At 43.4% G+C, this 26,869-nt stretch carries 30 protein-coding genes and 4 tRNA genes; 18 read left to right on the plus strand and 16 right to left on the minus strand.

Annotated elements, in window-relative coordinates; genetic code table 11:
* From CJD30_RS01095 to CJD30_RS01125, 7 genes are read right to left on the minus strand one after another with little or no spacing between them, the layout of a single operon-like run.
* Positions 1-948 carry a MoxR family ATPase gene (locus CJD30_RS01095; protein ID WP_294915458.1) on the minus strand — a complete coding sequence of 316 codons (948 nt, stop codon included), beginning with the start codon at positions 946-948 and terminating at the stop codon, positions 1-3.
* Entirely contained in the window at positions 945-2,057 is a 1,113-nt protein-coding gene (locus CJD30_RS01100; RefSeq protein WP_294915460.1) for a hypothetical protein, read from the minus strand. The genes CJD30_RS01095 and CJD30_RS01100 overlap by 4 nt, the downstream gene beginning before the upstream one ends.
* Positions 2,038-3,552, minus strand: a complete 1,515-nt coding sequence (locus tag CJD30_RS01105; protein ID WP_294915461.1) for a VWA domain-containing protein — start codon at positions 3,550-3,552, stop codon at positions 2,038-2,040. The genes CJD30_RS01100 and CJD30_RS01105 overlap by 20 nt, the downstream gene beginning before the upstream one ends.
* A complete protein-coding gene (locus tag CJD30_RS01110) occupies positions 3,549-4,460 on the minus strand; it encodes a VWA domain-containing protein (protein ID WP_294915463.1) in 912 nt (303 codons plus the stop codon). Before CJD30_RS01110 ends, CJD30_RS01105 begins: the two co-directional genes overlap by 4 nt.
* 18 nt (positions 4,461-4,478) lie before the next feature.
* On the minus strand, positions 4,479-5,075 hold the full coding sequence (locus tag CJD30_RS01115; RefSeq protein WP_294915465.1) for a pentapeptide repeat-containing protein: 597 nt from the start codon (positions 5,073-5,075) through the stop codon (positions 4,479-4,481).
* A complete protein-coding gene (locus tag CJD30_RS01120; protein ID WP_294915467.1) occupies positions 5,072-5,461 on the minus strand; it encodes a thioredoxin family protein in 390 nt (129 codons plus the stop codon). Before CJD30_RS01120 ends, CJD30_RS01115 begins: the two co-directional genes overlap by 4 nt.
* Before the next feature lie 56 nt (positions 5,462-5,517).
* Positions 5,518-5,895, minus strand: coding sequence for a metalloregulator ArsR/SmtB family transcription factor (locus CJD30_RS01125; RefSeq protein ID WP_294915469.1), 378 nt, complete (start codon positions 5,893-5,895; stop codon positions 5,518-5,520).
* Between the two features lie 150 nt (positions 5,896-6,045).
* Between CJD30_RS01125 and CJD30_RS01130 the strand changes: the two genes are divergently transcribed.
* The 9 genes from CJD30_RS01130 to CJD30_RS01170 all read left to right on the plus strand — a co-directional run bounded on the left by CJD30_RS01130 (position 6,046) and on the right by CJD30_RS01170 (position 11,639).
* Entirely contained in the window at positions 6,046-6,507 is a 462-nt protein-coding gene (locus tag CJD30_RS01130) for a DsrE family protein (RefSeq protein ID WP_294915471.1), read from the plus strand.
* Between the two features lie 87 nt (positions 6,508-6,594).
* Positions 6,595-7,056 (plus strand): rhodanese-like domain-containing protein, encoded by a 462-nt coding sequence (locus tag CJD30_RS01135; protein WP_294915473.1) that lies wholly within the window; start codon positions 6,595-6,597, stop codon positions 7,054-7,056.
* Between the two features lie 10 nt (positions 7,057-7,066).
* Positions 7,067-7,420 carry a DsrE/DsrF/TusD sulfur relay family protein gene (locus tag CJD30_RS01140; protein ID WP_294915476.1) on the plus strand — a complete coding sequence of 118 codons (354 nt, stop codon included), beginning with the start codon at positions 7,067-7,069 and terminating at the stop codon, positions 7,418-7,420.
* A 10-nt stretch (positions 7,421-7,430) separates the two neighbouring features.
* On the plus strand, positions 7,431-7,823 hold the full coding sequence (locus tag CJD30_RS01145) for a thioredoxin fold domain-containing protein (RefSeq protein ID WP_294915478.1): 393 nt from the start codon (positions 7,431-7,433) through the stop codon (positions 7,821-7,823).
* Positions 7,824-7,826: 3 nt separating this feature from the next.
* Positions 7,827-9,068 carry an OprD family outer membrane porin gene (locus tag CJD30_RS01150; RefSeq protein ID WP_294915480.1) on the plus strand — a complete coding sequence of 414 codons (1,242 nt, stop codon included), beginning with the start codon at positions 7,827-7,829 and terminating at the stop codon, positions 9,066-9,068.
* A 94-nt stretch (positions 9,069-9,162) separates the two neighbouring features.
* A tRNA-Lys gene (locus CJD30_RS01155) sits at positions 9,163-9,238 on the plus strand.
* Between the two features lie 18 nt (positions 9,239-9,256).
* Positions 9,257-9,331, plus strand: a tRNA-Glu gene (locus CJD30_RS01160).
* 241 nt (positions 9,332-9,572) lie between these two features.
* Entirely contained in the window at positions 9,573-10,037 is a 465-nt protein-coding gene (gene nrfH / locus CJD30_RS01165) for a cytochrome c nitrite reductase small subunit (protein WP_294915482.1), read from the plus strand.
* Between the two features lie 18 nt (positions 10,038-10,055).
* Positions 10,056-11,639, plus strand: coding sequence for an ammonia-forming cytochrome c nitrite reductase subunit c552 (locus CJD30_RS01170; RefSeq protein WP_294915484.1), 1,584 nt, complete (start codon positions 10,056-10,058; stop codon positions 11,637-11,639).
* Positions 11,640-11,702: 63 nt separating this feature from the next.
* On the opposite strand, the gene CJD30_RS01175 is transcribed toward CJD30_RS01170, so the two are convergent.
* From CJD30_RS01175 to CJD30_RS01190, 4 genes are all read right to left on the minus strand, one after another.
* Positions 11,703-12,371: a response regulator transcription factor gene (locus tag CJD30_RS01175; RefSeq protein WP_294915486.1), complete on the minus strand. Its 669-nt coding sequence runs from the start codon at positions 12,369-12,371 to the stop codon at positions 11,703-11,705.
* A gap of 121 nt (positions 12,372-12,492) precedes the next feature.
* Entirely contained in the window at positions 12,493-14,550 is a 2,058-nt protein-coding gene (locus CJD30_RS01180) for a methyl-accepting chemotaxis protein (protein WP_294915488.1), read from the minus strand.
* A gap of 463 nt (positions 14,551-15,013) precedes the next feature.
* Positions 15,014-15,101, minus strand: a tRNA-Ser gene (locus CJD30_RS01185).
* A 49-nt stretch (positions 15,102-15,150) separates the two neighbouring features.
* Positions 15,151-15,585 (minus strand): hypothetical protein, encoded by a 435-nt coding sequence (locus tag CJD30_RS01190; RefSeq protein WP_294915490.1) that lies wholly within the window; start codon positions 15,583-15,585, stop codon positions 15,151-15,153.
* 242 nt (positions 15,586-15,827) lie between these two features.
* On the opposite strand from CJD30_RS01190, the gene CJD30_RS01195 reads away from it, so the two are divergent.
* Complete coding sequence (locus tag CJD30_RS01195; protein ID WP_294915493.1) at positions 15,828-16,928, plus strand: deoxyguanosinetriphosphate triphosphohydrolase; 1,101 nt, start codon at positions 15,828-15,830, stop codon at positions 16,926-16,928.
* 8 nt (positions 16,929-16,936) lie between these two features.
* On the opposite strand, the gene CJD30_RS01200 is transcribed toward CJD30_RS01195, so the two are convergent.
* From CJD30_RS01200 to CJD30_RS01210, 3 genes are all read right to left on the minus strand, one after another.
* Positions 16,937-17,371: a heme-binding domain-containing protein gene (locus CJD30_RS01200; RefSeq protein WP_294915495.1), complete on the minus strand. Its 435-nt coding sequence runs from the start codon at positions 17,369-17,371 to the stop codon at positions 16,937-16,939.
* Positions 17,372-17,451: 80 nt separating this feature from the next.
* The gene (gene purM / locus CJD30_RS01205) at positions 17,452-18,447 is read right to left on the minus strand and encodes a phosphoribosylformylglycinamidine cyclo-ligase (protein WP_294915497.1); all 996 of its coding nucleotides are present in this window, start codon (positions 18,445-18,447) and stop codon (positions 17,452-17,454) included.
* A gap of 65 nt (positions 18,448-18,512) precedes the next feature.
* Positions 18,513-18,716 (minus strand): phosphoribosylaminoimidazole synthetase, encoded by a 204-nt coding sequence (locus CJD30_RS01210; protein ID WP_294915499.1) that lies wholly within the window; start codon positions 18,714-18,716, stop codon positions 18,513-18,515.
* Between the two features lie 162 nt (positions 18,717-18,878).
* On the opposite strand from CJD30_RS01210, the gene CJD30_RS01215 reads away from it, so the two are divergent.
* The 3 genes from CJD30_RS01215 to dapF are packed head-to-tail and all read left to right on the plus strand — an operon-like array spanning position 18,879 to position 20,814.
* Positions 18,879-19,433, plus strand: coding sequence for a spermidine synthase (locus tag CJD30_RS01215; protein ID WP_294915501.1), 555 nt, complete (start codon positions 18,879-18,881; stop codon positions 19,431-19,433).
* Positions 19,433-20,038 carry a dephospho-CoA kinase gene (coaE, locus tag CJD30_RS01220; protein WP_294915503.1) on the plus strand — a complete coding sequence of 202 codons (606 nt, stop codon included), beginning with the start codon at positions 19,433-19,435 and terminating at the stop codon, positions 20,036-20,038. The genes CJD30_RS01215 and coaE overlap by 1 nt, the downstream gene beginning before the upstream one ends.
* Positions 20,039-20,064: 26 nt before the next feature.
* Positions 20,065-20,814 (plus strand): diaminopimelate epimerase, encoded by a 750-nt coding sequence (gene dapF, locus CJD30_RS01225; RefSeq protein WP_294915505.1) that lies wholly within the window; start codon positions 20,065-20,067, stop codon positions 20,812-20,814.
* Between the two features lie 128 nt (positions 20,815-20,942).
* Here the strand turns inward: dapF and prfA are convergent, their stop codons facing one another.
* Positions 20,943-22,010: a peptide chain release factor 1 gene (gene prfA, locus CJD30_RS01230; protein WP_294915507.1), complete on the minus strand. Its 1,068-nt coding sequence runs from the start codon at positions 22,008-22,010 to the stop codon at positions 20,943-20,945.
* 67 nt (positions 22,011-22,077) lie between these two features.
* Positions 22,078-22,344, minus strand: coding sequence for a 30S ribosomal protein S20 (gene rpsT / locus CJD30_RS01235; RefSeq protein ID WP_294915508.1), 267 nt, complete (start codon positions 22,342-22,344; stop codon positions 22,078-22,080).
* A gap of 126 nt (positions 22,345-22,470) precedes the next feature.
* On the opposite strand from rpsT, the gene glmM reads away from it, so the two are divergent.
* From glmM to infC, 5 genes are all read left to right on the plus strand, one after another.
* On the plus strand, positions 22,471-23,811 hold the full coding sequence (gene glmM, locus CJD30_RS01240; protein WP_294915510.1) for a phosphoglucosamine mutase: 1,341 nt from the start codon (positions 22,471-22,473) through the stop codon (positions 23,809-23,811).
* Positions 23,804-24,247, plus strand: coding sequence for a signal peptidase II (gene lspA, locus CJD30_RS01245; protein ID WP_294915512.1), 444 nt, complete (start codon positions 23,804-23,806; stop codon positions 24,245-24,247). The genes glmM and lspA overlap by 8 nt, the downstream gene beginning before the upstream one ends.
* 50 nt (positions 24,248-24,297) lie before the next feature.
* Positions 24,298-24,373, plus strand: a tRNA-Val gene (locus tag CJD30_RS01250).
* Positions 24,374-24,469: 96 nt separating this feature from the next.
* The gene (thrS, locus tag CJD30_RS01255) at positions 24,470-26,278 is read left to right on the plus strand and encodes a threonine--tRNA ligase (RefSeq protein ID WP_294915514.1); all 1,809 of its coding nucleotides are present in this window, start codon (positions 24,470-24,472) and stop codon (positions 26,276-26,278) included.
* Complete coding sequence (gene infC / locus CJD30_RS01260) at positions 26,275-26,808, plus strand: translation initiation factor IF-3 (protein ID WP_294915516.1); 534 nt, start codon at positions 26,275-26,277, stop codon at positions 26,806-26,808. Before thrS ends, infC begins: the two co-directional genes overlap by 4 nt.
* Positions 26,809-26,869: the final 61 nt, after the last annotated feature.

The following is a 26,869-nucleotide window of genomic DNA, read 5'->3' on the forward strand; positions in this document are numbered from 1 at the left end:
TTACGGTATCGGAACGGCTTTAACGATCTGCTCGATCAAAGCATCGATTTTGATCTCTTCGGCTTCCGCTTCATACGACAAAACGATACGGTGACGCATCAACTCTTTGACAATAGAGGCAATATCACTTGGGGTCACAAACTCACGCCCACGCAAAAATGCCACAGCCCGAGCGGCTTTAAACATATCGATACTCACACGCGGAGAGGCTCCGAATTCGATATACGCTTTGATGGAACCAAGACCGAACATTTCCGGTTCACGCGTTGCCGTGACGAGATTGATCATGTAACGCTCAACCTCCTCATCGATGTGAATCGCCTTGACCCTCTCTTTGAGAGCATTCAACGCTTCTGCATCGATCACAGCGTTAATCGCTTCACTTAGACCCGATCCGACACGCCGTGCAATCGAGAGTTCCTCTTCAGGAGTGTTGTACCCGACGTTGATTTTGAGCATAAAACGATCCAGCTGCGCTTCAGGCAGTGGATAGACCCCCTCGTTTTCAATCGGGTTTTGGGTCGCCATAACGAGAAACGGAGGAGAGAGTTTAAAACTCTCATCCCCTAATGTTACCTGTCGCTCCGCCATCACTTCAAGCAGTGCGGATTGCACTTTTGCAGGAGCACGGTTGATCTCATCGGCGAGGAGGAGATTCGTAAAAATCGGCCCTTTTTTGATCTTGAACCCATTGTTTTGCGGATCGTAAACCTCTGCCCCCAAAATATCACTCGGAAGCAGATCGGGAGTGAACTGAACCCGCTTAAACCCGAGTCCCAGTGCTTGGGAGAGGGCTTTGACGGTTGTCGTTTTCGCTAACCCCGGTATCCCCTCGATCAGAATATGTCCGTCACATAATAATCCGATCAACAATCCGTCGATCATTTTCTCTTGACCGACAACCACCTTGGACACTTCAGCACGTATTTGATTAATTATATCTATCATAGTGTTACCTTTTTATCTGTTGAGAGTCTAGCAAGTTTCTTTTTAGCTTCACCTAATACGATACTTCCCGCTTCAAGTTCGGCAATAATCGGTTCATACTCTTTATCACCCGAAAGGGCTAAAACTAGCACCAACTCTTTGGGGGTCTTCGCACTCTCCCAAAACATTTTGTTTTTTCGACGCGGACGACTTCTCCATAGCCGTCGCACCGTTTCTCCAAGAAGAATCCCAAGAACGACCCATCCCAGATTATACGCATAACGTTTAAGGGTTGCACGATCGCTCAGATCGGGAGCATCCAATAATGAAGCGGGATCATACCCCTCTTTGATCTCTATGCGTATCGCCTCGCTTTTGAGAATGACGGGACGGTTATGGACCGTATCGAAAACACTCAGTGTGAGCGGAGGGATGAGATACGATTTGTCCGCTACCAAAGCAAACTCTTGACGTATTTCCCCCTCTACTCCATCGGATGAGGGAGAAAGTATTTGTTTTGGGGGCTCGGAAAATACCCGCACACCGCTGATATTGAGTTCAAACGGAACGAATTGCTCCAGATTGCCTGATCCTTTGATGATGACACTCAAGTGAACCGGTTCATGTGCGTGTACCGTATTTTGATCAATCTGTGCTTCCATCGTGATATTTCCCGTCAATGCCGCATTGTTGGCTTGAACCTCGATGCTTGCCTTCGGCAAATATACTTTTTGATCCTCGAAATCGTATTTTTTGACATTATCGCGACCGATTGTTGCATTTTCAATCGACGCAAACGTGGTATGACGGATCAAGGCATCAAGATTGATTTCCATGAGTCCCTGATGTTTTGGGGTTATCTGAACATCGAAACTCTGTACCCGTTTGCCTTGGGAGATCCGGTCTTGCTGCGTCAGAATTCGGACATCATACTCAGAGGTATTTTGAGGTTTAAAGGCTATCGTATACTCTGCAGCGCTGTCTGAAAATGTACATTCATATCGAATAATTCCGCTTTGGCCGAGATAAAGACTTTTGGGTGCTTCGAGAAGACGCCAAGCATGGGTCGAACCCCAAAGATTTGCACCCAACATCAATACTGCGATCAGCCTACCAAGGCTTCGTCTCATGCACACTCCTTTGATTGATCAGTTCATACTGTTTGGAACTCAGTTTGGCTTTTCCCTGTGACATCGAAAAACGAGGATCGCTTTGGGTCTTTTTCCCCTCATCTCCGCCGCCTCCGGATGCTGTATCGGTTTTCATGTTGGAACTTCCCCCCTCTTTCGAACTCTTTTTCTCTCCCGCAGGTTTATTCTCATCGGCTGAAAACGTATCTTTTTTCTCTTTGCGAACGTTTAATGTTTGCTGTTCTTCCACCTTAGCGATTGCTCGGAGATTTTGATCGGCAGCTTTGGTATAACGGAGAGTGAGTGATTTGAGAAACGCTTCACGGGCATCGGCAAACTGACTCAGACGGACATAGCAGTTACCCATATTGTAAAAAATATTAGCTTTAAACGATCGCTCATTCGTACGAATCAAGCGGTATAGCGACAGTGCTTCCGAATATTTCCCCGCCTTGTAGAGAGCGTTAGCTTGGTTGTAGCGACCGCTTTCGTTCGTAATGTTGCGATACATCTGTGCTGAACGTGTATATTCGCCAGACGCATAATAGTGTTTCCCCGCATACCCATAGACAAAATCGCCCACTCCCGCATGTGCCGAAATACCAATCAATGCCAAAAAAGGGATGAACAGACGATACGCTTTATTCCCTATCGTTGTAAACGCTGCGACAAATGCAAAAATAGCGAATGCCAGCGGAATATAAAATAGTTCCTGATAGCGCATCACGGTTGTTTTTCCTGCAAAATCGTTGTGCCCTGCATCCTCAAGCACGGAGAGGATATCACTGCTGCTGTGCAGTATTTTCCCATCATAAACGATCTCTTCGATCGCATCGTTACGTGCACTCACAACGATATGACCCCCATCGTCTTTGAGCGAGCCCTCCGATGTCGGAAGAGTGCTCCCCTCTTTGGATGCGAGCATCACGACACTCACCGCCAAATTATGTTCACGGACGAAATCCGCCTCTTTGGCATAGGATACCTCATCTCCACCGTCGGTAAAAAGAATCACGTTGGGATGCTCTGCATGAGACATTTTTCGCGCCAGTTCAAGCGCACTCATCACATCTGTCCCTTTGGTAATGATCTGTGATTCATCGAGAGAGGCGAAAAGGTGTTCGAGCAATTGAGTATCTTTGGTGAGGGGTGAGAGGACAATCGCATTGGTGGTAAATCCGATCACGCCGAAACGATCTTTTTGATCGGCACGCACCACTTCATGCAGCAGTTTTTTAGCAACCTCCAACCGACTCGGAGAGAGGTCAGTCCCGCGCATCGAATAGGACAAATCGACCGCCAAAATAACGTCCGATCCCGATTCATCAACGCTGATCGGTTTTTGAGAGATGACGGGACGAGCAAGAGCAACGAGCAAGAGCGCCATGGAGAGAAGCAGCCACCCTTGTTTGTTCCACCCTTTGCGGCGAACCATCCAAAGATAGAGTGCTTCTCCTGCCAACCCTAAAAGCCACAGAGGCGATAAAAAGCTCATCCGCCGATCCTCCTACGCCACGTCAACATCATCATAATGAGCAAAGCCCCTCCGCCGAGCCATTGAAAATAGTGTTCCTCAAACGTGTGCTGTTTACTTTTGATCGATGCACGTTCCAGCGTATCGATCTCATCATAGATCGCTTTGAGCTCTTTTTGATTGGTCGCGGTAAAATATTTTCCGTTCCCCTCATTCGCCAACTGTTCCAATAGTGCGTTGTCAAATTCCCCTTTTTCACCGATCCCGATAGTGTAGAGTTTGATGTGCTCTTTGTGTGCCATCGCCACTGCCTCTTTGGGGGAGATGGAACCGCTGTTGTGTTCTCCGTCGGTGAGGAGAATGATAATGCGGCTTTTGGCTTTTGAATCGCGCAGTGCCCGCACACCCATCGCGATCCCCTCGCCGATAGCAGTATTCTGCCCCGCCATTCCGTGATTCAGATAACCGATCATCTCTGTGATGATCTCTTTTTCATAGGTCACAGGGGTTGCGATAAACGCGAAATCCCCAAACAGCACTACTCCGACATTATCCTGAAGCCGTTTCATCACAAAATCAGAGGCGATTTTCTGAACAATCTCAAATCGGCTGGCTCGCGGGTCTTCCGTACTAAAGCCCGATGCATTCATGGATCCGCTCCCATCAAGGCTAAGAACAATATCAATCCCGTTACGGTTACGCGGATCGGCATAATCGATGATGACCGGGGTCGCTAACGCTCCAACCATCAATGTCACGGCCAATGCTTTGAGGAGCCAATCGAAATTTCCCCATTTTCGGGGTGTACCAAAAAAATGAAGATGCGGGAATGTACGCGGATGAGAGGCAATTTTACATTTATGCAAACAATAGAGCAATGGAGGAAGCGCTAAAAATGCCCAGACAAAATCAAACGACCAAATATTCATACGTCTATTATAGCTTTTTTAGCGACACACCACGTCGTTATCGAGTAACGATTCCTCTTTTTTTGCCTGAGCGCATTGTGCTTTGCTCATCACCGATGCGGAAAACTGAGTCCGCCATAACAGCGCGTTTTTCATGTTAGCACTGCGCAGATCGGTTCGGACAAATTTTGCATCCCCCAGTTCTGCACCGGTAAAATCGGTTTTCATGAGATTGGCTTCAGTGAAATTGGCTTTCCAGCTTTTCGTTCCGCGAAAATCGGCGTGAGCGAGATTGCTCTGTTCCAAATGGGTCCCTTTGAAATTGGCACTTTTGGCATGAATGTAGGTGAGATCGGAGCGCTGCATCGTCCCTTTCCAAAAAAGTGCGCCCCGAGCATTCGCACCGCTGAGATTGCAATCACTCAAATCACCCATCTCGAAAATGCTCTCATGCAAATCGGCACCACTCAGATTACTCCCATGAAAATCCGCCCCGCTAAAATCGATTTTGCTTAGATTCGCCCCCCGAAGGTCACATCCGATACACTCTTTCTCTTCCAATGCTTTTTTCAAATGCGCTGCATCGTAAGCACTCAACGTCACCCCTAAAGCGGCTGCCAAGAAAAATGCTCTCATTTGATCCCTCGGATACGGTGTAACTCTTTTAAGAACGGTTGAGCCCGTTTGCTCCCTACCATCGTCTCTTTTTTATTCCCTGCTTTGTCGATAAAAAACATCGTCGGAATCCCGAAAAAATCGTATCCATCAGGTAGTTTGCTTTTGTGAACATTCTTCTCGATCACGACAAAGTTTTTACTCAAATACGGTTCCACCATTTTGTCATGAAACACTTTTTGTTTCATGTAGGCACATTCGGGACAATCTTCGGTCGTATAGATCATCAAAATCAGCTTGTTGTCACCCCCCATCGACATCACCGCCGATTTAAATGCTTCATCATTTTGAATCGTTCCGGCATGCAATCCGACTACCAGCAATATCCCGATCAACCACGCTCTCATGATAATAATTCCTTATTTTAGTATCAAAATACTATCACTTTGTGCTTAACAAAATCTTATTTTAATGCCAACTTGTCATCAAAAAAAAGTTCCCTATGATCATCAAAATTTTTAACTAATGTGGTAAAGCACCCTGCCATCTCTCTAATCGTCTCAATATTGGGTTCGATATAGACCTTATTCCCTTTTTTCTCGACCGTGATGATCTTCGCTTCTTTGAGCTCTTTGATATGGGCAGAAATCGTCGGAAGGGAAAAATTGAAATGTTCGGCCACGGTACTGACGCATGTTGCGATCGGATTCACTTCGACACCAGGCTGTTTTTTATCCAATGAACAAGTATATCCGCCGGTAAAAACGTTTTTAAAAATCAAAAAGCGGGTCTCATTACTGAGAGCTTTAAAAATTTTGAGCTTTTGTTCCATATCAAGCATTCATACACCTTACTCCGTACTGCTGCACGGTTGATGTGAAATTATAACACGATGTTATTTATTAGGAAATTAGCTAATTAGGCGTTTATATTATTTTTACACTCTTTTTTTACAATGCAATTCTAAATAACTCATCACAAAGGATACCGCATGAAAAAATGGCTTCTCATTCTCGCTCTCACAACCGCTCTGTTTGCCGAAGAGGGGATCAAAAAAGTGGTCTTCGATCTCAAAACGGGTAGTATCGAAACATTCGAGAAAAAAGTGCTACAGGGGATCGCATTTCATAAAACTCATTACGAAGGAAAACTCGAAAAACTCGATGCTACGGTCGTCATTCACGGTGATGCGTATAAGTTTTTCGTCAAAGATCTCACAAATTCTCCCTACAAAAATGATAAAAAGCTAAGTACCGTGCACGATCAGTTAAGTAAACGGATTACAGCGATGTCATCGACGTATGAAGTGGAGTTTTTAATGTGCGAAGCGACAATGCGCACCCTCAAAATCGATAAAAGCAACATCTATGATTTCGTCAAACTCACCCCGAATTCAACCATCGGACTGATCGATAAACAACAAGAAGGATATTCATACATCCCGATTCATTAATCCTTGACAATTAAATGTGATTATTCTATGATACAATTATTTAGTTAATTAGCTAATATGCTAAGTATATCCAAAGGAGTATCTACAATGAAATCACATATCGTTACGATCATCGCAGGATTGATAATCGGTTCATCACTAATGGGTGGGCAGGCTGAGTCTGAAAAACTGATTGCCGAGGCAAAAGCACAAGCAGGCGAAATGGTACCGAAACAGCTCAAAGAGATGTTAGATGCTGAAAAGAAAGTTATCGTCATGGATGTACGCGAGGAAAACCAGCGGGCTGAGGGGGAAATCTACGCTCCCAATACGATGGCGATCACACGCGGAAATCTCGAATTTGAAGTTCTCAATAAAATCAAAGACAAAAATACTGTGATTGTCACCTATTGCCGTGGCGGGAGCCGTGGAGCATTAGCCGCACAAACTCTCAAAAAACTGGGATTTGTTAATGCGACAAACCTCAAAGGAGGTCTTAAAGGATGGGCGGAAGAAGGTTACCCTATCGAGACCGGCTTAGGGGTTACATTACTTTCTAAAGAGCAATAAGGAGATCATCATGACAACCATAATTTTGAATCATCAACCTTACGACGGTTCTGATGTGACGTGGAACGCTCTGCGTCTGCTTAAAACCCTCCATAAAAGCGGCGAAAAAGTGAATCTTTTCTTGATGAACGACGCCGTCGATTTGGCTCGTGATATCACGAAAAAGCCCGAAAGTTACGAGTACGATCTCGTCGATATGGTCAAAAAACTCTATAATGATGGTGTCGCGGTGCAGGCGTGCAGTACGTGCAATGCCCGCTGCGGTCTTTTTAAAAATACCCCTTATTTCGACGAATCAATTTCATCTACTATGCAGATCCTAGCTGATTGGGTTATTCAAAGCGATAAAGTTTTAACATTCTAAAGGAGCCATTATGAAAAAAATTATCTTAGCCCTCTTGCTCATCAGCAGTTCACTTTTTGCCGAACTCGATTGGGCACCTTCGTATGAGCAAGGATTGGCAAAAGCCAAAAAAGAGCATAAAATCCTCATGGTCATGTTTTCATCCAAAACATGCAAAATGTGTAACTACATGAAAAAAACCGTCTATGAAAATGACGATGTCTCCGAATACATCAAAACCTTTTTTATACCCATTGAAATCGATATTTCAGAACATCCCGACAAATACGGATATCAGGTGTTTGGCACACCGACCTATTATTTTCTGGATGCAAACGGAAAGCAAATAGGGCGTATGATGGTAGGAGGGGCATCTCCAGAAGGATTCTTACAAAAACTCAAAGATGTGCAACAAGGAAAATAAAGGATGATTAAACATTCACTTTTAGTATCGATACTCCTTACGACCGTCTGTTCAGGAGAGAGTTTGGAGAATATTTTCACCCAGGGACAAGTGAGCGGAAACCTCCGCGGATTTTGGTACGACGGGAATCGTGAACTTCGCATCGACCGAACCGCACTCACCGTTGGGGGAATTTTGAGCTATAAAACGGCTCCGTATGAGGGAGTTAGCGGTGGAGTTTCACTCTTTTCGAGCAACGGCATTACCTCCCTTACCCACATGAGCGAATCAGGACAGACCCATAACCTCAATCTTGATGGCAGTTCCATCAACACTCTGGGCGAAGCGTATCTGCAATACAGCGCGCATGATACTTTGATCAAATACGGTCGTCAGAGGCTTGATCTCCCTCTGGCAAATGATTATTACAATCGGATGCTCCCCAACAGTTTCGAAGCACTCAGTATCGAGAATCGTTCTCTCTCGAACATGATATTCAAAGGAGCCTACATTACGGGATGGAAATACAAAGGCTCCGATACTTTTGTCTCACCAACCTATACGTACGGAGTAGATCGCGATATCGCCGTGCTCGGAGCGATCTTTTCCCCTATACCTGCATATAAAATCGAACTTTATGACACCTATGTGCGTGATGTGATGAATGCTCCATATCTACAAATGATCCATAACGAGCTATGGAAATCTTCCGAGGGGACAACCGTCTCGGGAGCATTGCAATATTTGAATGAACGCAATATCGGTAACAAAGTCGCAGGAAATATCGACACCTATCTACTGGGATTGCGCGGATCCGTGAGCAAAGGTGAATGGAGTCTGAGCGCTCTGTACACCCGGATAGGAGATCAAAGTTTGCTCGGGAGCGGAGGACGATACGAAAAAATGGGATGGGGAGGATTTATCACCTACACCGATCTGCAAATCGACGGAGAGAGTGAAAATGCCCATGCACAAGCGTACGGAGGTGTACTCACCTATCGTCCGGCATCGACATTTGAGATCTCTGGCAAATACATGCACATCGATCAAAGCGATTCGGTGCAATCCGATCCACATTCTCTGACACTCAATCCGCGCCCAGATTCGGACGAATACAATATCGATGCCACCTATCAACCGACCAAAGCGTTTCGATTACGCACCCGTCTTGCCCTAATCGATTATGTAAGCGGAAGTACCACCCTTTACAAAAACAAAGCCTATGATGAGACAAACGTTCGGATTATCGCTGATTATCTCTTCTAAATTTCACATTTTGGTTTGTTCCTATTGACAAAAAAGGATCAAACCGCTATAATTCCCGTCCATAAATTGTGCTGGAACAGTTTATTGCGTTTATGTCTCGTTAGCTCAGCCGGTAGAGCATCTCACTTTTAATGAGGGGGTCGATGGTTCGAATCCATCACGGGACACCACTTATCAGCCACTTACGTGGCCCCATCATCTAATGGTTAGGATTCCAGATTTTCATTCTGGCCATAGGGGTTCGAATCCCCTTGGGGTCACCACTTTAAAATCCCTATTCGCCGTACTTTCAAGCACTTTAAGTTTTATACATTGACCACTTGGGTGTCCACTTTTTTCTGATATATTGACCATCTATAACTTCTCTCCCCTTTTGTTTTAACACAAATAATTTTCTTGACTTAGATCAAGTGAATGAATATTCATTCATGCTACACTCTTTGAAGCTTTGCTCTAACCCTCAATTGGGAAAGCAAGCCAATCCCATGCAAAGGAAATATCCGTTTGAGACAGTTGGGTACAGAACAAAAGGTTCTTTTGATTTTGGCGTCTCTTTTTGTTGTCGGATGGTTTATTGGATCAGGCAGTGTCACCTTCTATGAAGCGAAGGGGCTTTCATACATGAGCAATTCTCCGGAAGCGTGTATAAATTGTCATTCAATGAATCAAGTGTATGACAAATGGTCTCATGGCGGGCACCGTCATGTAGCCACCTGTAACGATTGCCATACACCCCATAATTTTATTGGGAAATGGACGACAAAAGCGATCAATGGTTTTAACCACAGCAAGGCCTTTACTTTGGACAAAGAGCTCCCTATAGTCTTTGAAGCTAAAGAATCGACCAAAAAGATAGCACAGGATAATTGTATCCGCTGTCATGATTCAATCGCATCTCATCCTGCAGGACTTGATAATAAGCAAGAACCGTTACGGTGTTTGTCTTGTCATCCAAATCCTGCACATTAACTTTTAGGAGGAAAATCTATGGTGCCTAAAAAATGGCTTATTGCAACACTGTGCGCGGGTATACTCCTCTCTGCCGGTACATTTTTGTTGTATAAAGATATCAATATCAAACAAGCAGAAGGGGAAAAACCTCTTTTCATGGTGACAAAAATCGATGATAATAACGTCGATTTTGCTGCATGGGGACAAAATTTCCCAACGCAACTTGAAATGTATGAGCAAACCAAGGACATGAACCTAACGACCGATTTTGGCGGAAGTAATCCTTACAGCAAACTCAATCGCTATCCTCAGTTAACGCAAATGTGGGCCGGATATCCGTTTTCGGCTGATTTTAACGAAGAACGCGGACACTTTTACACTCAAATCGATCAGTTTGAAACCAAACGCAATAACAAAGAGTATCTCAATGCACATGGATTTCCTGCTTTCAAAGGACAGCCGGGTGCTTGTATGAACTGTCATAGCGGCTGGGCTCCAAAACTGATCAAAGAGATGGGATGGGAAAAATTCAATTCAACTCCGTATTGGGATATTGTCAAAAAACTTGAAAAAGATCATGGCGATTCAATACACGGTTCAAAAATGGGATCAACGTGTGCAGACTGTCACAATCCAAAAGATATGTCGCTTCGTGTCACACGTCAAGCCTATATCAATGCAATGGTAACACGCGGATATGAAGCCGATTCAGAAAAAGGTATAAAGGCCAGCCGTCAAGAGATGCGCTCTCACGTTTGCCAACAATGTCACGTTGAATACTATTTCCAAGGAGACAAAAAAGTCTTGACGTTCCCATGGACAGAGTGGAAAAAAGGTGAACCTCTCCGTATCGAGAATATCGAAGCGTATTACGAAAAGAACAAAAAAGATTTCCCTCAAGACTGGACTCATAAAGAGACAAAAGCACCTATGCTCAAAATGCAACATCCGGAAACCGAAATGTATTCCAGCAGTGTACATGCTCGCAGCGGTGTAGGTTGTGCCGATTGTCATATGGCCTATGAACGTGTCGGAAGCCAAAAAGTATCTAATCACAAAATCGCATCACCGATGAACAATCTGAATAATGCATGCCGCAGTTGTCACTCAGGTCAAACCGAAGAACAGCTAAAAGAAAAAGTACGCTATATTCAGACAACAACAGCAAACGGACTTCGAAATGCAGAAAATGGCATTGTTGCATTGATCACGGACATCAAAGCAGCTCGAGCATTACTCGAAAAACAACCTAAATTTGCAAGCATTTCAGATCCTGATGAAAAAACAAAAGAGATCAATAAAGTTCTCTCAAAAGCACTTGACGCACATCGCAAAGCAAGCATGCGCTGGGATTTTGTTTTCAGTGAAAACTCAACCGGATTCCACAGTCCTCAAGAGGCGCAGCGTGTAGTTGGGCAAGCATCAGAACTTGCTCGTATCGGACAAATCGAAGTACAAAATGCACTCAAGCCTTTTGGATTAACGATTACACCGACTATCAAAGCAACCATGCCACCGGCACCGCAACCGACCGATCTTAAAAACATTGTCGGCAATGTAGCTCCGAAAAGTGTTGTAAATATTGACAAGACATACGATTTCTCAAATCCGTCAAAATAACAGTCTTCTCCTCCTTTTGGAGGAGAAGTTTACCTCTTTTCAATCACTTAAATACACATCATCCTAGCATGAAGCTTTATCTAGCCATACATAACCTTGTCCTCGATAAGTATGAATAAAATCTTCTTTGAGTTTTTTGCGCAGACGGGATATGTGAGAGCGTATTGTCGCTGATTCTCCAAAGGGCATATTCCACAATGCTAATGATATTTGCTCTTCCGTAATCACTTTATTTTTATTGAGCATAAAGAGTGCGAGAAGCGCTTTCTCATTTTTGGTCAGAGGCTGTTCTTCTTTATTGTAATAGAGTTTGAATGTATGGGTATCAAAAGTATAGTGTTGACTCAAATGAATCAGAGAGCTTTTGATCGGAAAGATATGTTTGTTGTGTTGACGTATTTTGAGTTCGAGTTCTTTGAATTCAAACGGTTTTTTAAGATAATCGGTGCATCCCAGTTCCAGACCTTTTTCAATTACATTCAAATTATGATGTGCGCTCAAAAGGATGATCGGAGTATGGGGGAATATTTTCACAATCCCCTTGATACAATTGGCAGAGATGGCATTGGATGCATCCAGATCGAGTAAAAACATATCGTAGGGGCCTGAACGGATCATTTCGACGAAATCGGCTTTACCGTCAAAGTGATTTACACTGTGTCCGAGTGTTGTAAGAAAACTATTGATTGAGAGAGCAAGGCTATGGGTATTTTCTAAAAGCAATATTTTCATGAGACTCCTTTTGACAATACGTATATCAGCGATAATTCATACGTAAATCTATCTTTATAGACTCATGTATGAATTGGTAGGTGAGCTACTCAATAGATGAGTAGCTCTGAGTGGAAAGTCCTTAGAAGCTTTCCCAGATGTCATCTTCGCTTTTAGCGGTTGGGACGAAAGTTGCAGGTTTGGCAGCCGGAGCTGCTTTGTGTGCAGAACGGGCTGCCGGTTTATGCGCAGGTCGTGCAGTATTGTGATGCATTCCAGAGGCTTGAATATCCGATTTACCGACAAAGTTTTTGCTGGATGCATCAGTAACCATTGCTTGTGCTTTATCGATAGTGCTGTTTGCGATATTATCCGCTTCAGCAGCAATCTTTGCATTCTCTTGGGTCATTTGATCGAGTTGGGTAACAGCAGTATTGATTTGACTGATACCTTGCATCTGTTCACGGGATGCATTGCTTACATCTTGAACCAACATGGTTGTTTGTTCGATCTTACCGGCAATTACTTCAAATCCGCGTGTAAGCTCGGTTGCGATTGACATACCCTCGCTTGATTTGCTTGCCGCTTGTTCTGCAAGAGCTTTGATCTCTTTGGCTGCATCGGCGGAACGGTTAGCCAGGTTACGTACCTCTTGGGCAACCACCGCGAATCCTTTTCCTGCTTCTCCTGCAGTTGCCGCTTCAACAGCTGCGTTGAGTGAGAGGATGTTGGTTTGGAATGCAATGTTCTCAATAATCGCAACCGCACTGTTGATAGAGTTGGTCGCCTCTTGGATCTCTGTCATAGCGGTTGCAGTTCTGTGTGCCAGTTCTGCACCTTCTTTGGCACTGGCATCGGTTTGTGCTGCCATAGATGCCATATCGTTTGCTTTTTGAGCATTCTGTTGAACGTTGCTGGTCATCTCTTCCATAGCTGCTGCTGTCTCTTCAAGACTTGCCGCTTGTTCGTTACTTGCAGTGGAGAGTGCTTCTACCGCTTGTTTGAGACTGCCTGCATCTCCTTGGAGTTCCATACCGTTTCGAAGAGATGCACCCAACATGGTAGAGATCTCGTTTCCTAGGTTATTGACTCCATCAATCAAGCTTGCCACTTCACCTTGCAGTGATGCTTTATCGGCACGTGGATTGAAGTCATTGTTTGCATAGACTTTGAGAACGCTCAATACTTTTTCGACATTGCCGTTTAGACCTGTAAGCATCTCATTAAGAACACTTCGAAGTTCTGCCAATTGAGGATTGTTTGGAACGACATTGATTTGCTCGTTCAAGTGACCCGCTTTGACTCTGTTGGCTACTTGTACCGCATTGGCTACTGCATTCGCATCCGCTACAAGCCCTTTTTCGATACTGGTAATGTTCTCATTGATCACTTTTGCCATTTGCCCGAACTCATCTTCTGATTTTAGATCGATCAGCTCTGCTTTGGTGCTCTCTCGATTCAGGAAGCGGAAGAATGCGTTGAGTCCTGATTGAATCGAATTAAGTGATGCTGTAACAGAACGAGTGATAAGTGTTGAGAAAAGAATACTGATCGCAATGGCAATAACAGCGATAGATAACATCAAACTTTTTGAGAATGAAATAGTTACTTTTCCTTCATCATTTGCAACTTTTGCAACTTCAATATTTAGATCAATGATTTTTCCTAAAGTTGATTCTGCCGCTGCAAAAGTTTTCCTTTGTGCTTCATAGGCAGCATAGTATTGAGCAAATAGCGCTTTTTGAACTTCTGGGTTTGTATTATCTGCCAGTTTTTGAGTTAGTTTAGTTAAACCTTGTGCATCTTGTTTCCATGCTGCCCACTCTTTTTCAAATTGTTTCCACAATTCAGCTTCTTCCGGTGTTTGTGGCAGTGGTGCATAAATATTCCATCCATTTTCAATGCGCGACCAAATTTCAGCATCTTTTTTTACAATCTCAGCAAATTGTTTATTTGCATTGTAATTTAGCTCATAGATAGGTGTTTCGAGACTATTTGCTTTGATAGCAGTTTGTCCTTCATTGATGATTTCCAGTCCGAGTACAGATGGAAGACGTGTTTCACTGACTTCAATAAGTGCATCTCCACACGCATTAATACCATAATTACCTGATAAACTAACAGCGAGTAAACTTGCTAGCGTAATAATTGTCAAAAGCATGAGCTTTGTTTTGACAGCCATGTTGTTTAAGAAATTCATTTTTTTCCTTGTTATTGTGTAATTGAGTTTTTAGGTAGAAGAACAATGATGTATCTAACAGGTATAAGTTTGGGATGCCAAAATTTACTAATAATGTAAGTGGTTAAAGCCGAAGAATGAATTAATTGGAAAGTTTTTTGAACTAATAAAGAGTTGAGAGAGTAAAAAACAAAGGAAGAGAGGTTTTGATAGTGGTTATTATTTAAAAGTGCTCTCTCTCTCTCTCTCTCTCTCTCTCTCTCTCTACCATCATAAGCCTTAAATAAAAATTTATTATTGATTGTATATTTTCGTGATAGTTATTATAATGAAAATATGTTGCAATTTTGTGGCAAAATCAATGCTTGCTGCTTTAGATGTAATAAAAAAACGGTATTATTTTTTAAATCGATAGATATTTATGGTGTCAAAGACATGGCACTATAATGTCACTGAGAGTTTTTACCGCAAATAGGGGAGTTTCTGGCGGACAGCTAGGGATTCGAACCCTAGATAGGTTGCCCTATACACGCGTTCCAGGCGTGCGCCTTCGACCACTCGGCCAGCTGTCCATTGATTGGAAGAGTGAAATTGTACCAAAGATACCTTAAGGGTGGGTATTTAGAAACCATACCGATCTTTAGGTGGAATTTTACGTGCTTTTTCTTGGTTCCATCGGGTGTTGATATGTTTGATCCATGCCAAAAAGATACCTACCAAAATTGTTACCGCACATACTTCATATCCGATTGCCCAAATAACTGCGAATGAGGTTAGGTTAAACGCTAAAAAGTATTCATAACTTGCCCGGGCTACAAATAGGTAGAGAAAACTCAAACCTGCAATATAAGGGATGATAAGGATATATAAGCTGATTGCGATCCCTTCATATCCATTGGGTACCATCAGAAAATTACGATAGTCCAGAGATTGATTAAAAAAATCTTCCTCTCTGTAGCGCCGTGTTTTTAGATTCTCATTTTGATAGGCTTTTGCACTGTTTCGAGCTGTATCACTAATGAGCGAGGAGACCTTTTTTTCAATTTTATTATCCATGCTTAGGACCTCTTTTCTATGATGATATATTATATCTTGTTTTTTGTTGATATAGAGAAGTATTTGGAAGATAGTTAAACATTATAGTAACCGAATCTCGAAGGAGATGGATTCGGTCAAACTATCGAAGGAGAATCGAGTTGACATTGTAAAAAAGAAGTGTTAATTTTGTGTAAAAAAATATTTTATTTGAATATGCTTTCCCTTGCTATAATGCCATAACACTAACAAAAAGGGTTTTTGTGCTGCCAAACCAACGTTTTTTTGCAATCAGTGATGATTTTCGCTCCCCGTATGCCCGTGATCGCGATCGTATTATCCACTCTGGAAGCTTTCGTCGACTGGAGTATAAAACGCAAGTGTTTTTAAATTCACAGGGTGATTTTTTTCGTACCAGATTGACACACAGCATTGAGGTAAGTCAAATCGCCCGCTCGATAGCATCTCATTTGGATTTGGAAGAATCATTAGCCGAAAGTATCGCTCTTGCACATGATTTGGGACATACTCCATTCGGACATATCGGTGGAGATACGCTTGATGAATGTTTAAAGGAACGAGGTTTTACAAACGGATTCGAACACAATTTTCAAAGTTTTCGAGTCGTTACAAAACTCGAGCAGCGATATAAAGCATTTTTGGGACTTAATCTTACTTATGCCACACTAGAAGGGATATTAAAACACTCCTATCCTTATAACAAATCTTTTTTGCCCGAGGCAATACGTGAGGCATTCGCCCTCGATACGCACCCAAGTATAGAGGCGATGATTGTCGATCGTGCTGATGAAATCGCCTATATCAGCCATGACATCGATGATGGGATTGCATCAGGATTGATAACGTTTGAAACATTGAAATCTTCCGAGCTGATTCAGATTATTTTGCAAAAAGTGTACGATGAGGGGATTTGTGAAGATGAGGATGAGATGTTCCGTTATCGCTTCAGCTCCCATCTCATCAACCATCTCGTTTATTCCCTTCTGGAACACTCACGTGATAAGATTGATAACAGCCGTGTGTTAGCCTCGGTTATACCTTCATCGGAACCGATAGTGATCGGTTTTGACACCCAACTTGAAACGCAGATCAAAAAACTCAAAAAACTGTTGTATCAGGAACTGTATCAGCACAAACACATTATGCGCAAAATGTTTGCAGGCAAACAGGCGATTATAGGATTGTTTAATGCCCTTATGGAAGAACCGAAGATGTTGCCGCGTTATTATCTGGAGCAGTGTGAACGGCGAAACACTCACAGAGTGATCAGTGATTATATTGCCAGTATGTCGGATCGTTACGCAATGAAACTGTATAACGAGCTCTATGGGAGAGAAGGGTAATCTCTCTCTTATTTCTCTTCTACTCCGAATGTTTTTTCAAGCCCCTCAGCCAACTCTTTTTTCTCTGCATCACTCAAACGGGCTTCGGGATGTGCAATCAGATACGGAGGTATCGGCATTTCGCCCTCTTTGACTTCATCAGCGGCATCTTTTAGTTTGTTTTTCGTTTGAACACCGATCATAGAGACATTCATTTTTTCACGTCCCTCTTCAATATCATGAGCAACAAGCCATGAGACAGGTGCGATATTGCTGTACCATGGATATTTAGTCTCATTGGAGTGACAATCGGCACATGCGCGGTTAAAGAGTTCTTGGGTACGCGGTGAATCCCATTGCACTTCGCTCATTATCGGAGGATTAGTATGGTCTTTTCCATACGGGATAAATTGGATAGCAACCGCACCCAAAATAACGGCAATAGAGACGGTTTTCATATTCATAGGATATCCTTGTTGAAAATTGGTTTATTATAGTATAAAAAAGGGTGATAGCATGTTAATGAAGTGAGAATGGAAACGGTTTAAACTAAAACCGCTTCACGTTTGCCTGTTTCAAGATGGCCGATAACGTATCCATCTGTTGCAGCTAGGACATCAGCTACATCCGATTCTTTGACGACTAGGATCATTCCGACACCCATATTGAATGCACGGAACATTTCATGACGTTCGACATGTTGACCGATCAACTCAAAAATCGGCAATACACGGATTGAAGATTCGGTGATAACGGCGCGTAACCCTTCCGGCAATACACGTGGAAAATTTTCGACGATTCCCCCTCCGGTGATGTGTGCAAGAGCTTGGATCTTGTTTTTGAGGGCTTTGAACGTTTTGACATAGATACGTGTAGGAGTGAGGAGTGTTTCGATCAAAGGTTTTCCTTCAAAATCATCCTCAAATTTCATCCCCATTTTTTCAAACAATACTTTGCGTGCCAGTGAGAACCCGTTAGAGTGTAATCCAGAGCTTGGAAGTGCAATCAAAATATCCCCTGCGGCCACTTTATCGGTACGATCGAGTTCGCTTTTTTCACCGATACCGACAGCAAAACCTGCCAAATCATAGTCATCGGAGTGGTACATCCCCGGCATTTCTGCGGTTTCACCGCCGATAAGCGCACATTCTGCTTGACGACACCCTTCTGCAATACCGCTTACGACCGCTGTTGCCGCAGTGACATCGAGCTTGCCGGTAGCGTAATAATCCAGGAAAAATGAAGGGGTTCCGAAATTACAGATCAAATCGTTCACACACATTGCAACCAAGTCGATCCCGACCGTATCATGAATACCCGAATCGATAGCGAGCTTGAGTTTTGTTCCGACACCGTCGGTTGCCGCGAGCATCACCGGTTCACGGTATCCTGTTGGAAGCTCGAATGCTCCTGCAAACGAACCGATTCCGCCCAGTACACCCGGGATAACTGTTGATTTTACAAGCGGTTTGATATTTTCGACAAAACTGTTTCCTGCATCGATATCGACACCGGCATCTTTATAGCTGATTTGACTCATGAAGTCCCTCATCTGTTGTAATGAGGGAATTATAACGAAAGAGTGGTTAGGGGAAATTTAGGGAATCAATCTTTTTGAGGACATTTACCAAAAACTTTTTTGAAAATCCACAAAGAAGGGCAAAAATCAAATATTGCCCAAACGATAACCATAACGATAACAAGGGTTTGGAGAATCATAGCGTACAACATTTGGTTGCTTGCAAACAAAAATAATGCGATGGTCAATACGATAGCCATCAAAAAGCGTTGGATTTTTTCAGCGCACATTAAAAATACTCCATTTTGTGATATATATTTGACAAATTATAACAAATCTTTTGCCCCGTTTCTTTAATCTTTGTAGACGAAAGAGAATATTCAATGCGTTTTAATCTCTGCGTGTTACAATCGCTGAAAAATTCCCGATTGTATAAGAAGAGAAACCTTTTAATGAAAACATTTGCAGCTCCTGAAATGATGACACATGTTCCGATGTGTACCCACAAAAATCCCCGTACGGTTATGGTGATCAGTGATCAAAGTGATCTTCTAAAAATTGAAATGGCCCGTTATCGGGATATCAGTGTTGAATATGCTGAGACAAAAGATCTTCTTGGAATATTGCGAAATTCTGCCGACAAGAGTTTTGATGTGTTACTTTTGGATACGATAAACGATGATAGTGCTGCATTCGCCCACATCAATCGTATTATCAAAGAGGATGCTTTGATCGTTTGTCGACATCCGAATCTTGACGATGTGGCTGCGAACACCAAACACATGGAGATTTTAGGGAATTACTTTAAAATCATTATGCCCTACTACAATGGCGCGGGTGAGACATTGCTATTGTGTTCCAAAGAGTATCATCCGACTGCTGATTTGATTTTGCAACGCAGTGATCTTCTCGAAGGGCAGCAATTTTACAATTGCGATGTTCATATCGGAGTGTTTGCAATGCCGCAATACATTCGCAAAAATTATCTCGGTGTAATTCGCAACTGATGGCATTTGAGTATGCTATTGCACTCACCGGAGGGATCGCAACGGGAAAAAGTACCGTTGCATCTTTGCTGGGATTGAATGGATTGCGTATCATTGATGCCGATACAATAGCGCATCGCATTTTGGACGAGAACAGTGCTTGGGTACGTGAGCATTTTGGTGAAGAGTTTGTGAAAAATGCTAAAGTCGATCGTCCTGCATTGGGAAAAGTTATTTTTGCCGATCCGATAGCCAAAAAAGATCTCGAAGCCTTTTTGCATCCCAAAATACGTGCCTCTATCGAAGTGGAAAGCGACAAACAAGATCGTCTCAAATACCCTTATTTGATTGATATTCCCCTCTTTTTTGAAACATCGTCGTATCCGATCAAACACTCTGTCGTTGTGTATACCCCAAAAATATTGCAGTTGGAGCGTTTTATGAAACGGAACGGATTTTCCGAAGAAGAATTGTTGCGTCGAATCGAGACACAGATGGATATAGAAGAGAAAAAAAATCGTGCTACGTGGGTAATTGATAACTCTTCCAATCTCAAACATCTTCAGCAAGAGTGTGAACAGTTTGTGGAAACAATTAAAGCACTCTATCCGGCACCTAAGGTATAATTTCGTAATTATTCAAAGGATTTTTCATGCTCCAAATTGCAAAATACTGTGCCAGTGGCAACGATTTCGTCATTTTTCATGCGTTTAGCGGTGCGGATCGTTCAGGACTTGCGCGAACTTTATGTGATCGTCAAAACGGTATCGGTGCGGATGGATTGATCGTTCTTGTTCCGCATGAAGTGCACGATTTTGAATGGGAGTTTTACAATGCTGATGGCTCTAGCGCATCGATGTGCGGCAACGGGAGCCGTGCGTGCGCCCATTATGCCTATCGTTTTGGACTTGCGGGTGAAAAAATGGAGTTTTTGACCGGTGCGGGGGTGATCAAAGCTTCCGTTGAGGGGGATATGGTACAAAGTGATTTGACCCCTCCACAGGTTATCAACGATGCGATTTCGGAGTATGAGATGCGCTGGTGGCTTATCGATACGGGAGTTCCCCATTTGGTGACGTTTGATGCCGATATGAATGATTTTAATATCGCGATGGCACGTGAACTTCGCTATAAATACAATGCCAACGTCAACATCGCCCATGTGGAGAGCAACGGATCGATTCGTGTACGTACGTATGAACGTGGCGTGGAAGATGAGACATTAGCCTGCGGTACAGGGATGGCAGCGTGTTTTTATCGTGCATCGATTGAAAATGCGGTTGCCGATACCGCTCGTGTATATCCAAAGAGCGGTGAAACGCTCTATCTTGGATTAGAGGACGAGACCATTACGTTTAAAGGGGAAGTGAAAGGGGTTTTTGAAACTACCTGGAAATATTAAATTTATCTCTCAAGCATCCTTAGAAAGCTGCGCGCGAAGCAGGAGTGCGAGAGTCGCGCAAGCGATTTGCTTGAGAGATGAGTTTTTTTGCATACTTTTTTGGCGGGACAAAAAAGTATGAGAGGATATTATAGTCCCGCCCGCTCCATAATCTGTGCCTGTGCATCGGCAATCAGAGGCTCGATGATATCATCCATTAATCCCCCTTGCATAATCTCATCAAGACGATAAAGAGTTAGATTGATACGGTGATCCGAGATACGGTTCTGAGGATAGTTGTAGGTTCGGATACGGGCCGAACGATCTCCTGATCCTACTTGCTCCTTACGCTCCGCCATCTCTTTTTCTTTTGCCTCTTCCATTTGCATATCGTACAAACGGGCTTTGAGAATTTTCATTGCTTTGTCTTTATTTTTATGCTGCGATTTTTCATCTTGGTTGGTCACGACAATACCGGTAGGCAAGTGGGTGATACGAACGGCGGAATCGGTTGTATTGACGCTTTGTCCTCCTGAACCGGATGAACGCATAACGTCGATTTTCAAATCGTTTTCGTTGATCGTGATTTCGACATCATCAACTTCGGGCATAATCGCAACCGTAATGGCTGACGTATGAACGCGTCCTTGAGACTCTGTCGCAGGGACACGCTGAACACGATGTACTCCTGCTTCGAATTTGAGACGGGAGTAGACCTGCTCCCCTTTGATGAGGGCGATAATTTCTTTGTACCCTCCTGCATCTGATGGGCTGGTGCTCATCAACTCGATTTTCCACCCTCTTAGATCAGCGTATCGGACATAGGCGTTAAACAAATCCCCAACAAAGATAGCCGCTTCATCGCCTCCCGTTCCCGCACGTAACTCAATATAGATATTGCGTTTGTCGTTCGGATCGGCGGGGATGAGAAGTTTTTTGATCTCCTCTTCGAGAGGCTCGACTTGCGGTTCGAGGGATTTTAGCTCCTCTTTTGCCAACTCTCCGAGCTCCGGATCGAATATAAGCGATTTATTCTCTTCAATATCTTCGAGGAGTTTTTTGTATTCGGTTGCTTTATTGACAATCGCTTGGATAGATGATTGCTCTTTGGAGAGTTCTGTCATCCGTTTAATATCATTGCCGATTTCCGGAGAACTGAGCAGTTCGGTGAGTTCATTATAGCGGTTGATGAATGGGGTGAGTTTTTCGGATAACATAGGTATGTCCTAAAAGAGGCGTTTTGAGAAAATGCTAAAGAGGTGTTTTTTGCCCGGAGGGCAAAAATTATGCTGCCATTTTGTTAACAGCGAGGTGAAGACGGCTAACTTTACGTGCAGCAGTCTCTTTTTTCAAGACACCTTTGCTAACATACTTGTGAAGATTAGCGTTTGCGATAACGAGAGCCGCTTTTGCTGCGTCTTTGTTTCCAGCTTCAACAGCGCTACGAACTGCTTTAACGATGTTTTTAATACGTGTGCGATAGAATCGGTTACGCTCAGTGCGTTTTTCCGTCTGACGGATACGTTTCAATGCTGACTTATGGTTTGCCATGGCATTTATCCTTGTCGAATTTTTTTTAGGGTAGAATACTATCTTAAACAGAATTAAATTTAAGTTAAAATTTATAGAATCTGAAATAAAAAATAAAAACTAATTGCAAAAAGGAAGAAAAAATTTATGAAACTTTTTGGAACCGATGGAGTACGGGGAGAAGCCGGCTCATTTTTAACAGCAGAATTAGCGATGCGCGTCGCGATGGCGGCAGGAATCTATTTTAGTGAACATGCCCGAACGAAAAAGATTTTGCTCGGTAAAGATACCCGAAAAAGCGGTTATATGATTGAAAATGCCATTGTCAGCGGTTTGACGGCGGTAGGATACGATGTTATCGAAATCGGACCGATGCCGACTCCGGCGATTGCATTCTTGACCTTGAATATGCGCTGCGATGCGGGAATTATGATCTCGGCAAGCCACAACCCGTTTGAAGACAACGGGATCAAATTTTTTGACGCTCAGGGAAATAAACTCTCCGAAGAGATCGAAGCGCAAATCGAAGCGATCGCTCAGGACAAGGCACGCCTCGAAGAGGGGCAGGTTACCGGCAGACAGATCGGTGCTGCAAAGCGGATCGACGACGTTATCGGCCGCTATATCGTACAGCTCAAAAACTCGTTTAGCCGCGAATTGACACTTCAGGGGCTTCGAATCGTTTTGGATACGGCAAATGGTGCAGGGTATAAAGTGGGACCGACGGTACTCGATGAATTGGGTGCCGAAGTGATCGTCTTGCACGACAAACCAAACGGATTTAATATCAACGAGGGGTGCGGTGCAATGCACACCAAAGATTTGCGCGAAGCGGTCAAGCAGTACCGTGCGGATATCGGCTTAGCACTCGATGGAGATGCGGATCGCCTTATCGTTGTGGATGAAAACGGGGATGAAGTGGATGGAGATCAAATCATCGGTGCGCTTGCCCTCTTTTTGCATAAAAACGGTAAATTGAAAGGTGATGCTGTGGTTGCAACCGTGATGAGTAATCAGGCGCTTGAAGATACCCTCGCAGAAAATGGTCTCAAACTCTTCCGTTCCAACGTAGGGGATAAATATGTACTCGAAGTGATGCGTGAAAACGGGATCAACTTCGGTGGGGAACAAAGCGGTCACATCGTATTGCTTGATTATGCAAAAACGGGTGATGGACTGGTGAGTGCGCTGCAAGTGCTATCTCTGTTGTTAACTACGGGTGAAAAAGCGAGCAAAGTCCTCCGACCGTTTAAACTGTATCCGCAAAAATTGGTCAATATAAAAGTCAAAACGAAAAAACCGCTGGATCAAATTGAGGGATTGGGTGAAGAACTGGCCAAAATAGAGAGTGCCCACATGCGTCATCTGATCCGCTACTCTGGGACAGAAAATAAACTCCGTCTTTTGCTTGAAGGCAAAGATGCCAAAGTGATGGAAAAAGCGATGGATAAATTGGTTGCATTTTTCGAGAAAGCACTGAATGCTTAGGTCTCTTTTTATTCTTGCAGCAGCCGCTGCGGGAGTTTTTATCGTCGATCAAAATATCAAATGGCTTTTTGTTGAAGGATTTCGTTACTACACCGAGTGTATTGATTTGATCCTCGTTTACAATCGAGGGGTTGCTTTTTCAATGTTTGCCTTTTTAGAGGAGTCGTTGAAATGGATACAAATCGCTCTTTTGATCGGGGTTGTCGGATATACACTTTGGTTAAAGAAGAAGTGTTATGTGCTTCCGGTCGGAATCATGATAGGAGCAGGTTTCTCGAATGTTTATGATCGGTTTATCCATGGCGGAGTTGTTGATTACGTGTATTGGCATTGCGGATTCAATTTCGCGGTCTTCAATGCAGCCGATGTGATGATCGATATAGCGGTAGTGTGGCTGATGATTTTAAATTTTCGACCGCAGACGTGCAAGAGTTAAGTCATATTTAACTTCCGTAAGGGTACAATTTCACCCTTGCAAATTGATAAGGTCCTATAGCTCAGTTGGTAGAGCACTACCTTGACATGGTAGTGGTCACAGGTTCAAGTCCTGTTAGGGCCACCATCTTCTTTTAATTTTCCCCGAAATTTTTAAATTTAATCCTAATCCAATCAACATTTACGTATAATCCGCGATATTTTCTCATACGAGGCATACCCCATGGATATTATTGCGATCAAACATGACGATCAAATAATCGATTTACAAACTGCCGGGGCACTTGGAATTACGGGAGAAGAGATTGTTTACGACAACTCTCCGGAATCGCTCGAAGTAATTCGACACTCTTGTGCCCACTTGATGGCTGAAGCGATTAAAGCACTCTACACCGATGCGAAATTTTTTGTCGGACCAACGGTCAAAGAGGGTTTTTACTACGATTTCAAAGTCAATGAAACGATTGGGGAAGATGATCTTAAAACGATCGAGAAAAAGATGCTCGATATCGCCAAAGGCAAAGAAAAAATTGAGCGTTACGAGATTACGAAAGAGGAAGCACGGGCAAAATTTGCCGGAGATCACCTCAAACAAGCGGTCATGGATCGTATTCCTTCCGATACGGTATCGATCTATAAACAAGGTGAATTTGAAGATCTATGCCGAGGACCGCACTTGCCGAGTGTAGGGTTGATTCGCCATTTTAAACTTACCAAGATCTCAGGTGCTTATCTAGGCGGTGATAGCAAAAATGAGATGTTGACCCGCATTTACGGTATCGCATTTGCCGACAAAGAGTCGCTCAAAGCGTATCTTGATCAAATGGCGGAAGCCGAAAAACGCGATCACCGCAAAATCGGTGCCGAAATGAAACTTTTTACTTTCCGTGAAGAGGTCGGTGCGGGATTCCCGATCTGGCTTCCTGCGGGTGCGCGTATGCGTTCACGATTGGAAAGTCTTCTTTTCAAAGCGCATCGTAAACGGGGCTATGAGCCTGTACGCGGTCCGGAAATGCTCCGAAGTGATTTGTGGAAAGTGAGCGGACATTACCAAAACTACGGTGAAAACATGTATTTCACTAACATTGATGAACTGGAATTCGGGGTTAAACCGATGAACTGTGTCGGTCACATCAAAGTGTACGAGCACGATTTGCATTCGTACCGTGACTTGCCGCTTAAATATTTCGAGTACGGTGTAGTACATCGCCATGAGATGACGGGAGCACTTCACGGATTGTTCCGTGTACGTGAATTTACCCAAGACGATGCACATATTTTCTGTACGGCGGATCAAATCGAACAGCAAATCATCGAAGTAGTCGATTTCGTTGACAAAATCATGAAAACGTTTGAATTCAACTACAAAATGATGATCTCAACCAAACCTGAAAAAGCGGTCGGTGATGATGCGGTATGGGAAATTTCGACCAATGCACTGAAGGCGGCAATGGAGAAAAATAATCTTGCTTATGAGATTGATGAGGGGGGCGGGGCGTTTTACGGCCCCAAAATCGATATCAAAATCACCGATGCAATTGGGCGTGAATGGCAATGTGGAACCATACAGCTCGATTTTAACCTTCCGGCTCGTTTCGAACTCGAATACAACGGAGAAGAGAACGCTAAAATTCAACCGGTGATGATTCATCGTGCCATTTTAGGTTCGTTTGAGCGATTTGTTGGTATATTGACGGAGCATTACGCTGGGGAGTTCCCAATGTTTATCGCTCCGACGCAAGTGGCTATCGTTCCGATCGCCCCTGCGCACGAAGCATATGCACGTGAATTGGCCGATAAATTGATCGATATGGGTGCCGATTTTGAGATTTTTGATAAAAATGAAAGTCTTAATAAACGTATCCGTACAGCGGAAAAAGGGCGTGTACCTATGATCATCGTTTTGGGCGATGAAGAGGTAAACAACAAAAGTATCGCGGTTCGGGATCGCCGATCACGTGAACAATACAATCTAAGCGAAGAGGATTTCCTCTCCTTAGTGAAACAAAAAATTAATGAGGTACATTTTTGAGTAATAAAAAAGACCGAGTCCTGATGAATGAAGATATCAGGGTCCCTGAAGTACGCTGTGTGGTTGATGGCGGTGAAGCATTAGGTATCATTTCGATCAACGAAGCAATGAACAAAGCAAACGAAATGGGACTCGATTTAGTTCTCATCTCTCCGGATGCAAAACCTCCTGTTGCCAAAATCATGGACTACGGTAAGTTTCATTACCAAGAAGAGAAAAAGAAAAAAGAGGCGCGTAAAAAACAAACCAAAGTAGAGGTCAAAGAGATCAAACTTTCGGTAAAAATTGCGGATAACGATGTCGGTTACAAAGTAAAACATGCGCGCGAATTCCTTGAAGAGGGGAAACATGTCCATTTTCGTGTCTTTTTGAAAGGGCGTGAAATGGCACATCCTGAAGCCGCTGTTGCTGTTTTAGAACGTGTATGGCCGATGGTTGAAGATATCGGAAGCATGTATAAAGCTCCTGCAATGGAAGGACGTTATTGCAATATGATGATTCATCCGAAAAAAGACGAGAAAAAACATTAACTTTTTAGACTCTCTCCTTCAGAGGGTCTCTCCTCCTTCCATCTCATTATAAAATCTACAG

It is taken from the genome of Sulfuricurvum sp. PD_MW2 (assembly GCF_002633015.1).
Taxonomy (GTDB): domain Bacteria; phylum Campylobacterota; class Campylobacteria; order Campylobacterales; family Sulfurimonadaceae; genus Sulfuricurvum.

What these genes read in the sequence shown, in the direction of transcription:
- CJD30_RS01140 (WP_294915476.1), top strand. Translation starts at nt 7,067, where the DNA reads ATGACAACCATAATTTTGAATCATCAACCTTACGACGGTTCTGATGTG.
- CJD30_RS01125 (WP_294915469.1), bottom strand. Translation starts at nt 5,895, where the DNA reads ATGCTTGATATGGAACAAAAGCTCAAAATTTTTAAAGCTCTCAGTAAT.
- CJD30_RS01210 (WP_294915499.1), bottom strand. Translation starts at nt 18,716, where the DNA reads ATGTGCGCTGAAAAAATCCAACGCTTTTTGATGGCTATCGTATTGACC.
- CJD30_RS01100 (WP_294915460.1), bottom strand. Translation starts at nt 2,057, where the DNA reads ATGAGACGAAGCCTTGGTAGGCTGATCGCAGTATTGATGTTGGGTGCA.
- CJD30_RS01130 (WP_294915471.1), top strand. Translation starts at nt 6,046, where the DNA reads ATGAAAAAATGGCTTCTCATTCTCGCTCTCACAACCGCTCTGTTTGCC.
- CJD30_RS01105 (WP_294915461.1), bottom strand. Translation starts at nt 3,552, where the DNA reads ATGAGCTTTTTATCGCCTCTGTGGCTTTTAGGGTTGGCAGGAGAAGCA.
- CJD30_RS01175 (WP_294915486.1), bottom strand. Translation starts at nt 12,371, where the DNA reads ATGAAAATATTGCTTTTAGAAAATACCCATAGCCTTGCTCTCTCAATC.
- rpsT (WP_294915508.1), bottom strand. Translation starts at nt 22,344, where the DNA reads ATGGCAAACCATAAGTCAGCATTGAAACGTATCCGTCAGACGGAAAAA.
- CJD30_RS01145 (WP_294915478.1), top strand. Translation starts at nt 7,431, where the DNA reads ATGAAAAAAATTATCTTAGCCCTCTTGCTCATCAGCAGTTCACTTTTT.
- CJD30_RS01190 (WP_294915490.1), bottom strand. Translation starts at nt 15,585, where the DNA reads ATGGATAATAAAATTGAAAAAAAGGTCTCCTCGCTCATTAGTGATACA.
- CJD30_RS01095 (WP_294915458.1), bottom strand. Translation starts at nt 948, where the DNA reads ATGATAGATATAATTAATCAAATACGTGCTGAAGTGTCCAAGGTGGTT.
- prfA (WP_294915507.1), bottom strand. Translation starts at nt 22,010, where the DNA reads ATGTTATCCGAAAAACTCACCCCATTCATCAACCGCTATAATGAACTC.
- CJD30_RS01110 (WP_294915463.1), bottom strand. Translation starts at nt 4,460, where the DNA reads ATGAATATTTGGTCGTTTGATTTTGTCTGGGCATTTTTAGCGCTTCCT.
- dapF (WP_294915505.1), top strand. Translation starts at nt 20,065, where the DNA reads ATGCTCCAAATTGCAAAATACTGTGCCAGTGGCAACGATTTCGTCATT.
- thrS (WP_294915514.1), top strand. Translation starts at nt 24,470, where the DNA reads ATGGATATTATTGCGATCAAACATGACGATCAAATAATCGATTTACAA.
- CJD30_RS01115 (WP_294915465.1), bottom strand. Translation starts at nt 5,075, where the DNA reads ATGAGAGCATTTTTCTTGGCAGCCGCTTTAGGGGTGACGTTGAGTGCT.
- CJD30_RS01180 (WP_294915488.1), bottom strand. Translation starts at nt 14,550, where the DNA reads ATGAATTTCTTAAACAACATGGCTGTCAAAACAAAGCTCATGCTTTTG.
- glmM (WP_294915510.1), top strand. Translation starts at nt 22,471, where the DNA reads ATGAAACTTTTTGGAACCGATGGAGTACGGGGAGAAGCCGGCTCATTT.
- CJD30_RS01120 (WP_294915467.1), bottom strand. Translation starts at nt 5,461, where the DNA reads ATGAGAGCGTGGTTGATCGGGATATTGCTGGTAGTCGGATTGCATGCC.
- purM (WP_294915497.1), bottom strand. Translation starts at nt 18,447, where the DNA reads ATGAGTCAAATCAGCTATAAAGATGCCGGTGTCGATATCGATGCAGGA.
- coaE (WP_294915503.1), top strand. Translation starts at nt 19,433, where the DNA reads ATGGCATTTGAGTATGCTATTGCACTCACCGGAGGGATCGCAACGGGA.
- CJD30_RS01200 (WP_294915495.1), bottom strand. Translation starts at nt 17,371, where the DNA reads ATGAATATGAAAACCGTCTCTATTGCCGTTATTTTGGGTGCGGTTGCT.
- lspA (WP_294915512.1), top strand. Translation starts at nt 23,804, where the DNA reads ATGCTTAGGTCTCTTTTTATTCTTGCAGCAGCCGCTGCGGGAGTTTTT.
- CJD30_RS01170 (WP_294915484.1), top strand. Translation starts at nt 10,056, where the DNA reads ATGGTGCCTAAAAAATGGCTTATTGCAACACTGTGCGCGGGTATACTC.
- CJD30_RS01150 (WP_294915480.1), top strand. Translation starts at nt 7,827, where the DNA reads ATGATTAAACATTCACTTTTAGTATCGATACTCCTTACGACCGTCTGT.
- CJD30_RS01135 (WP_294915473.1), top strand. Translation starts at nt 6,595, where the DNA reads ATGAAATCACATATCGTTACGATCATCGCAGGATTGATAATCGGTTCA.
- CJD30_RS01215 (WP_294915501.1), top strand. Translation starts at nt 18,879, where the DNA reads ATGAAAACATTTGCAGCTCCTGAAATGATGACACATGTTCCGATGTGT.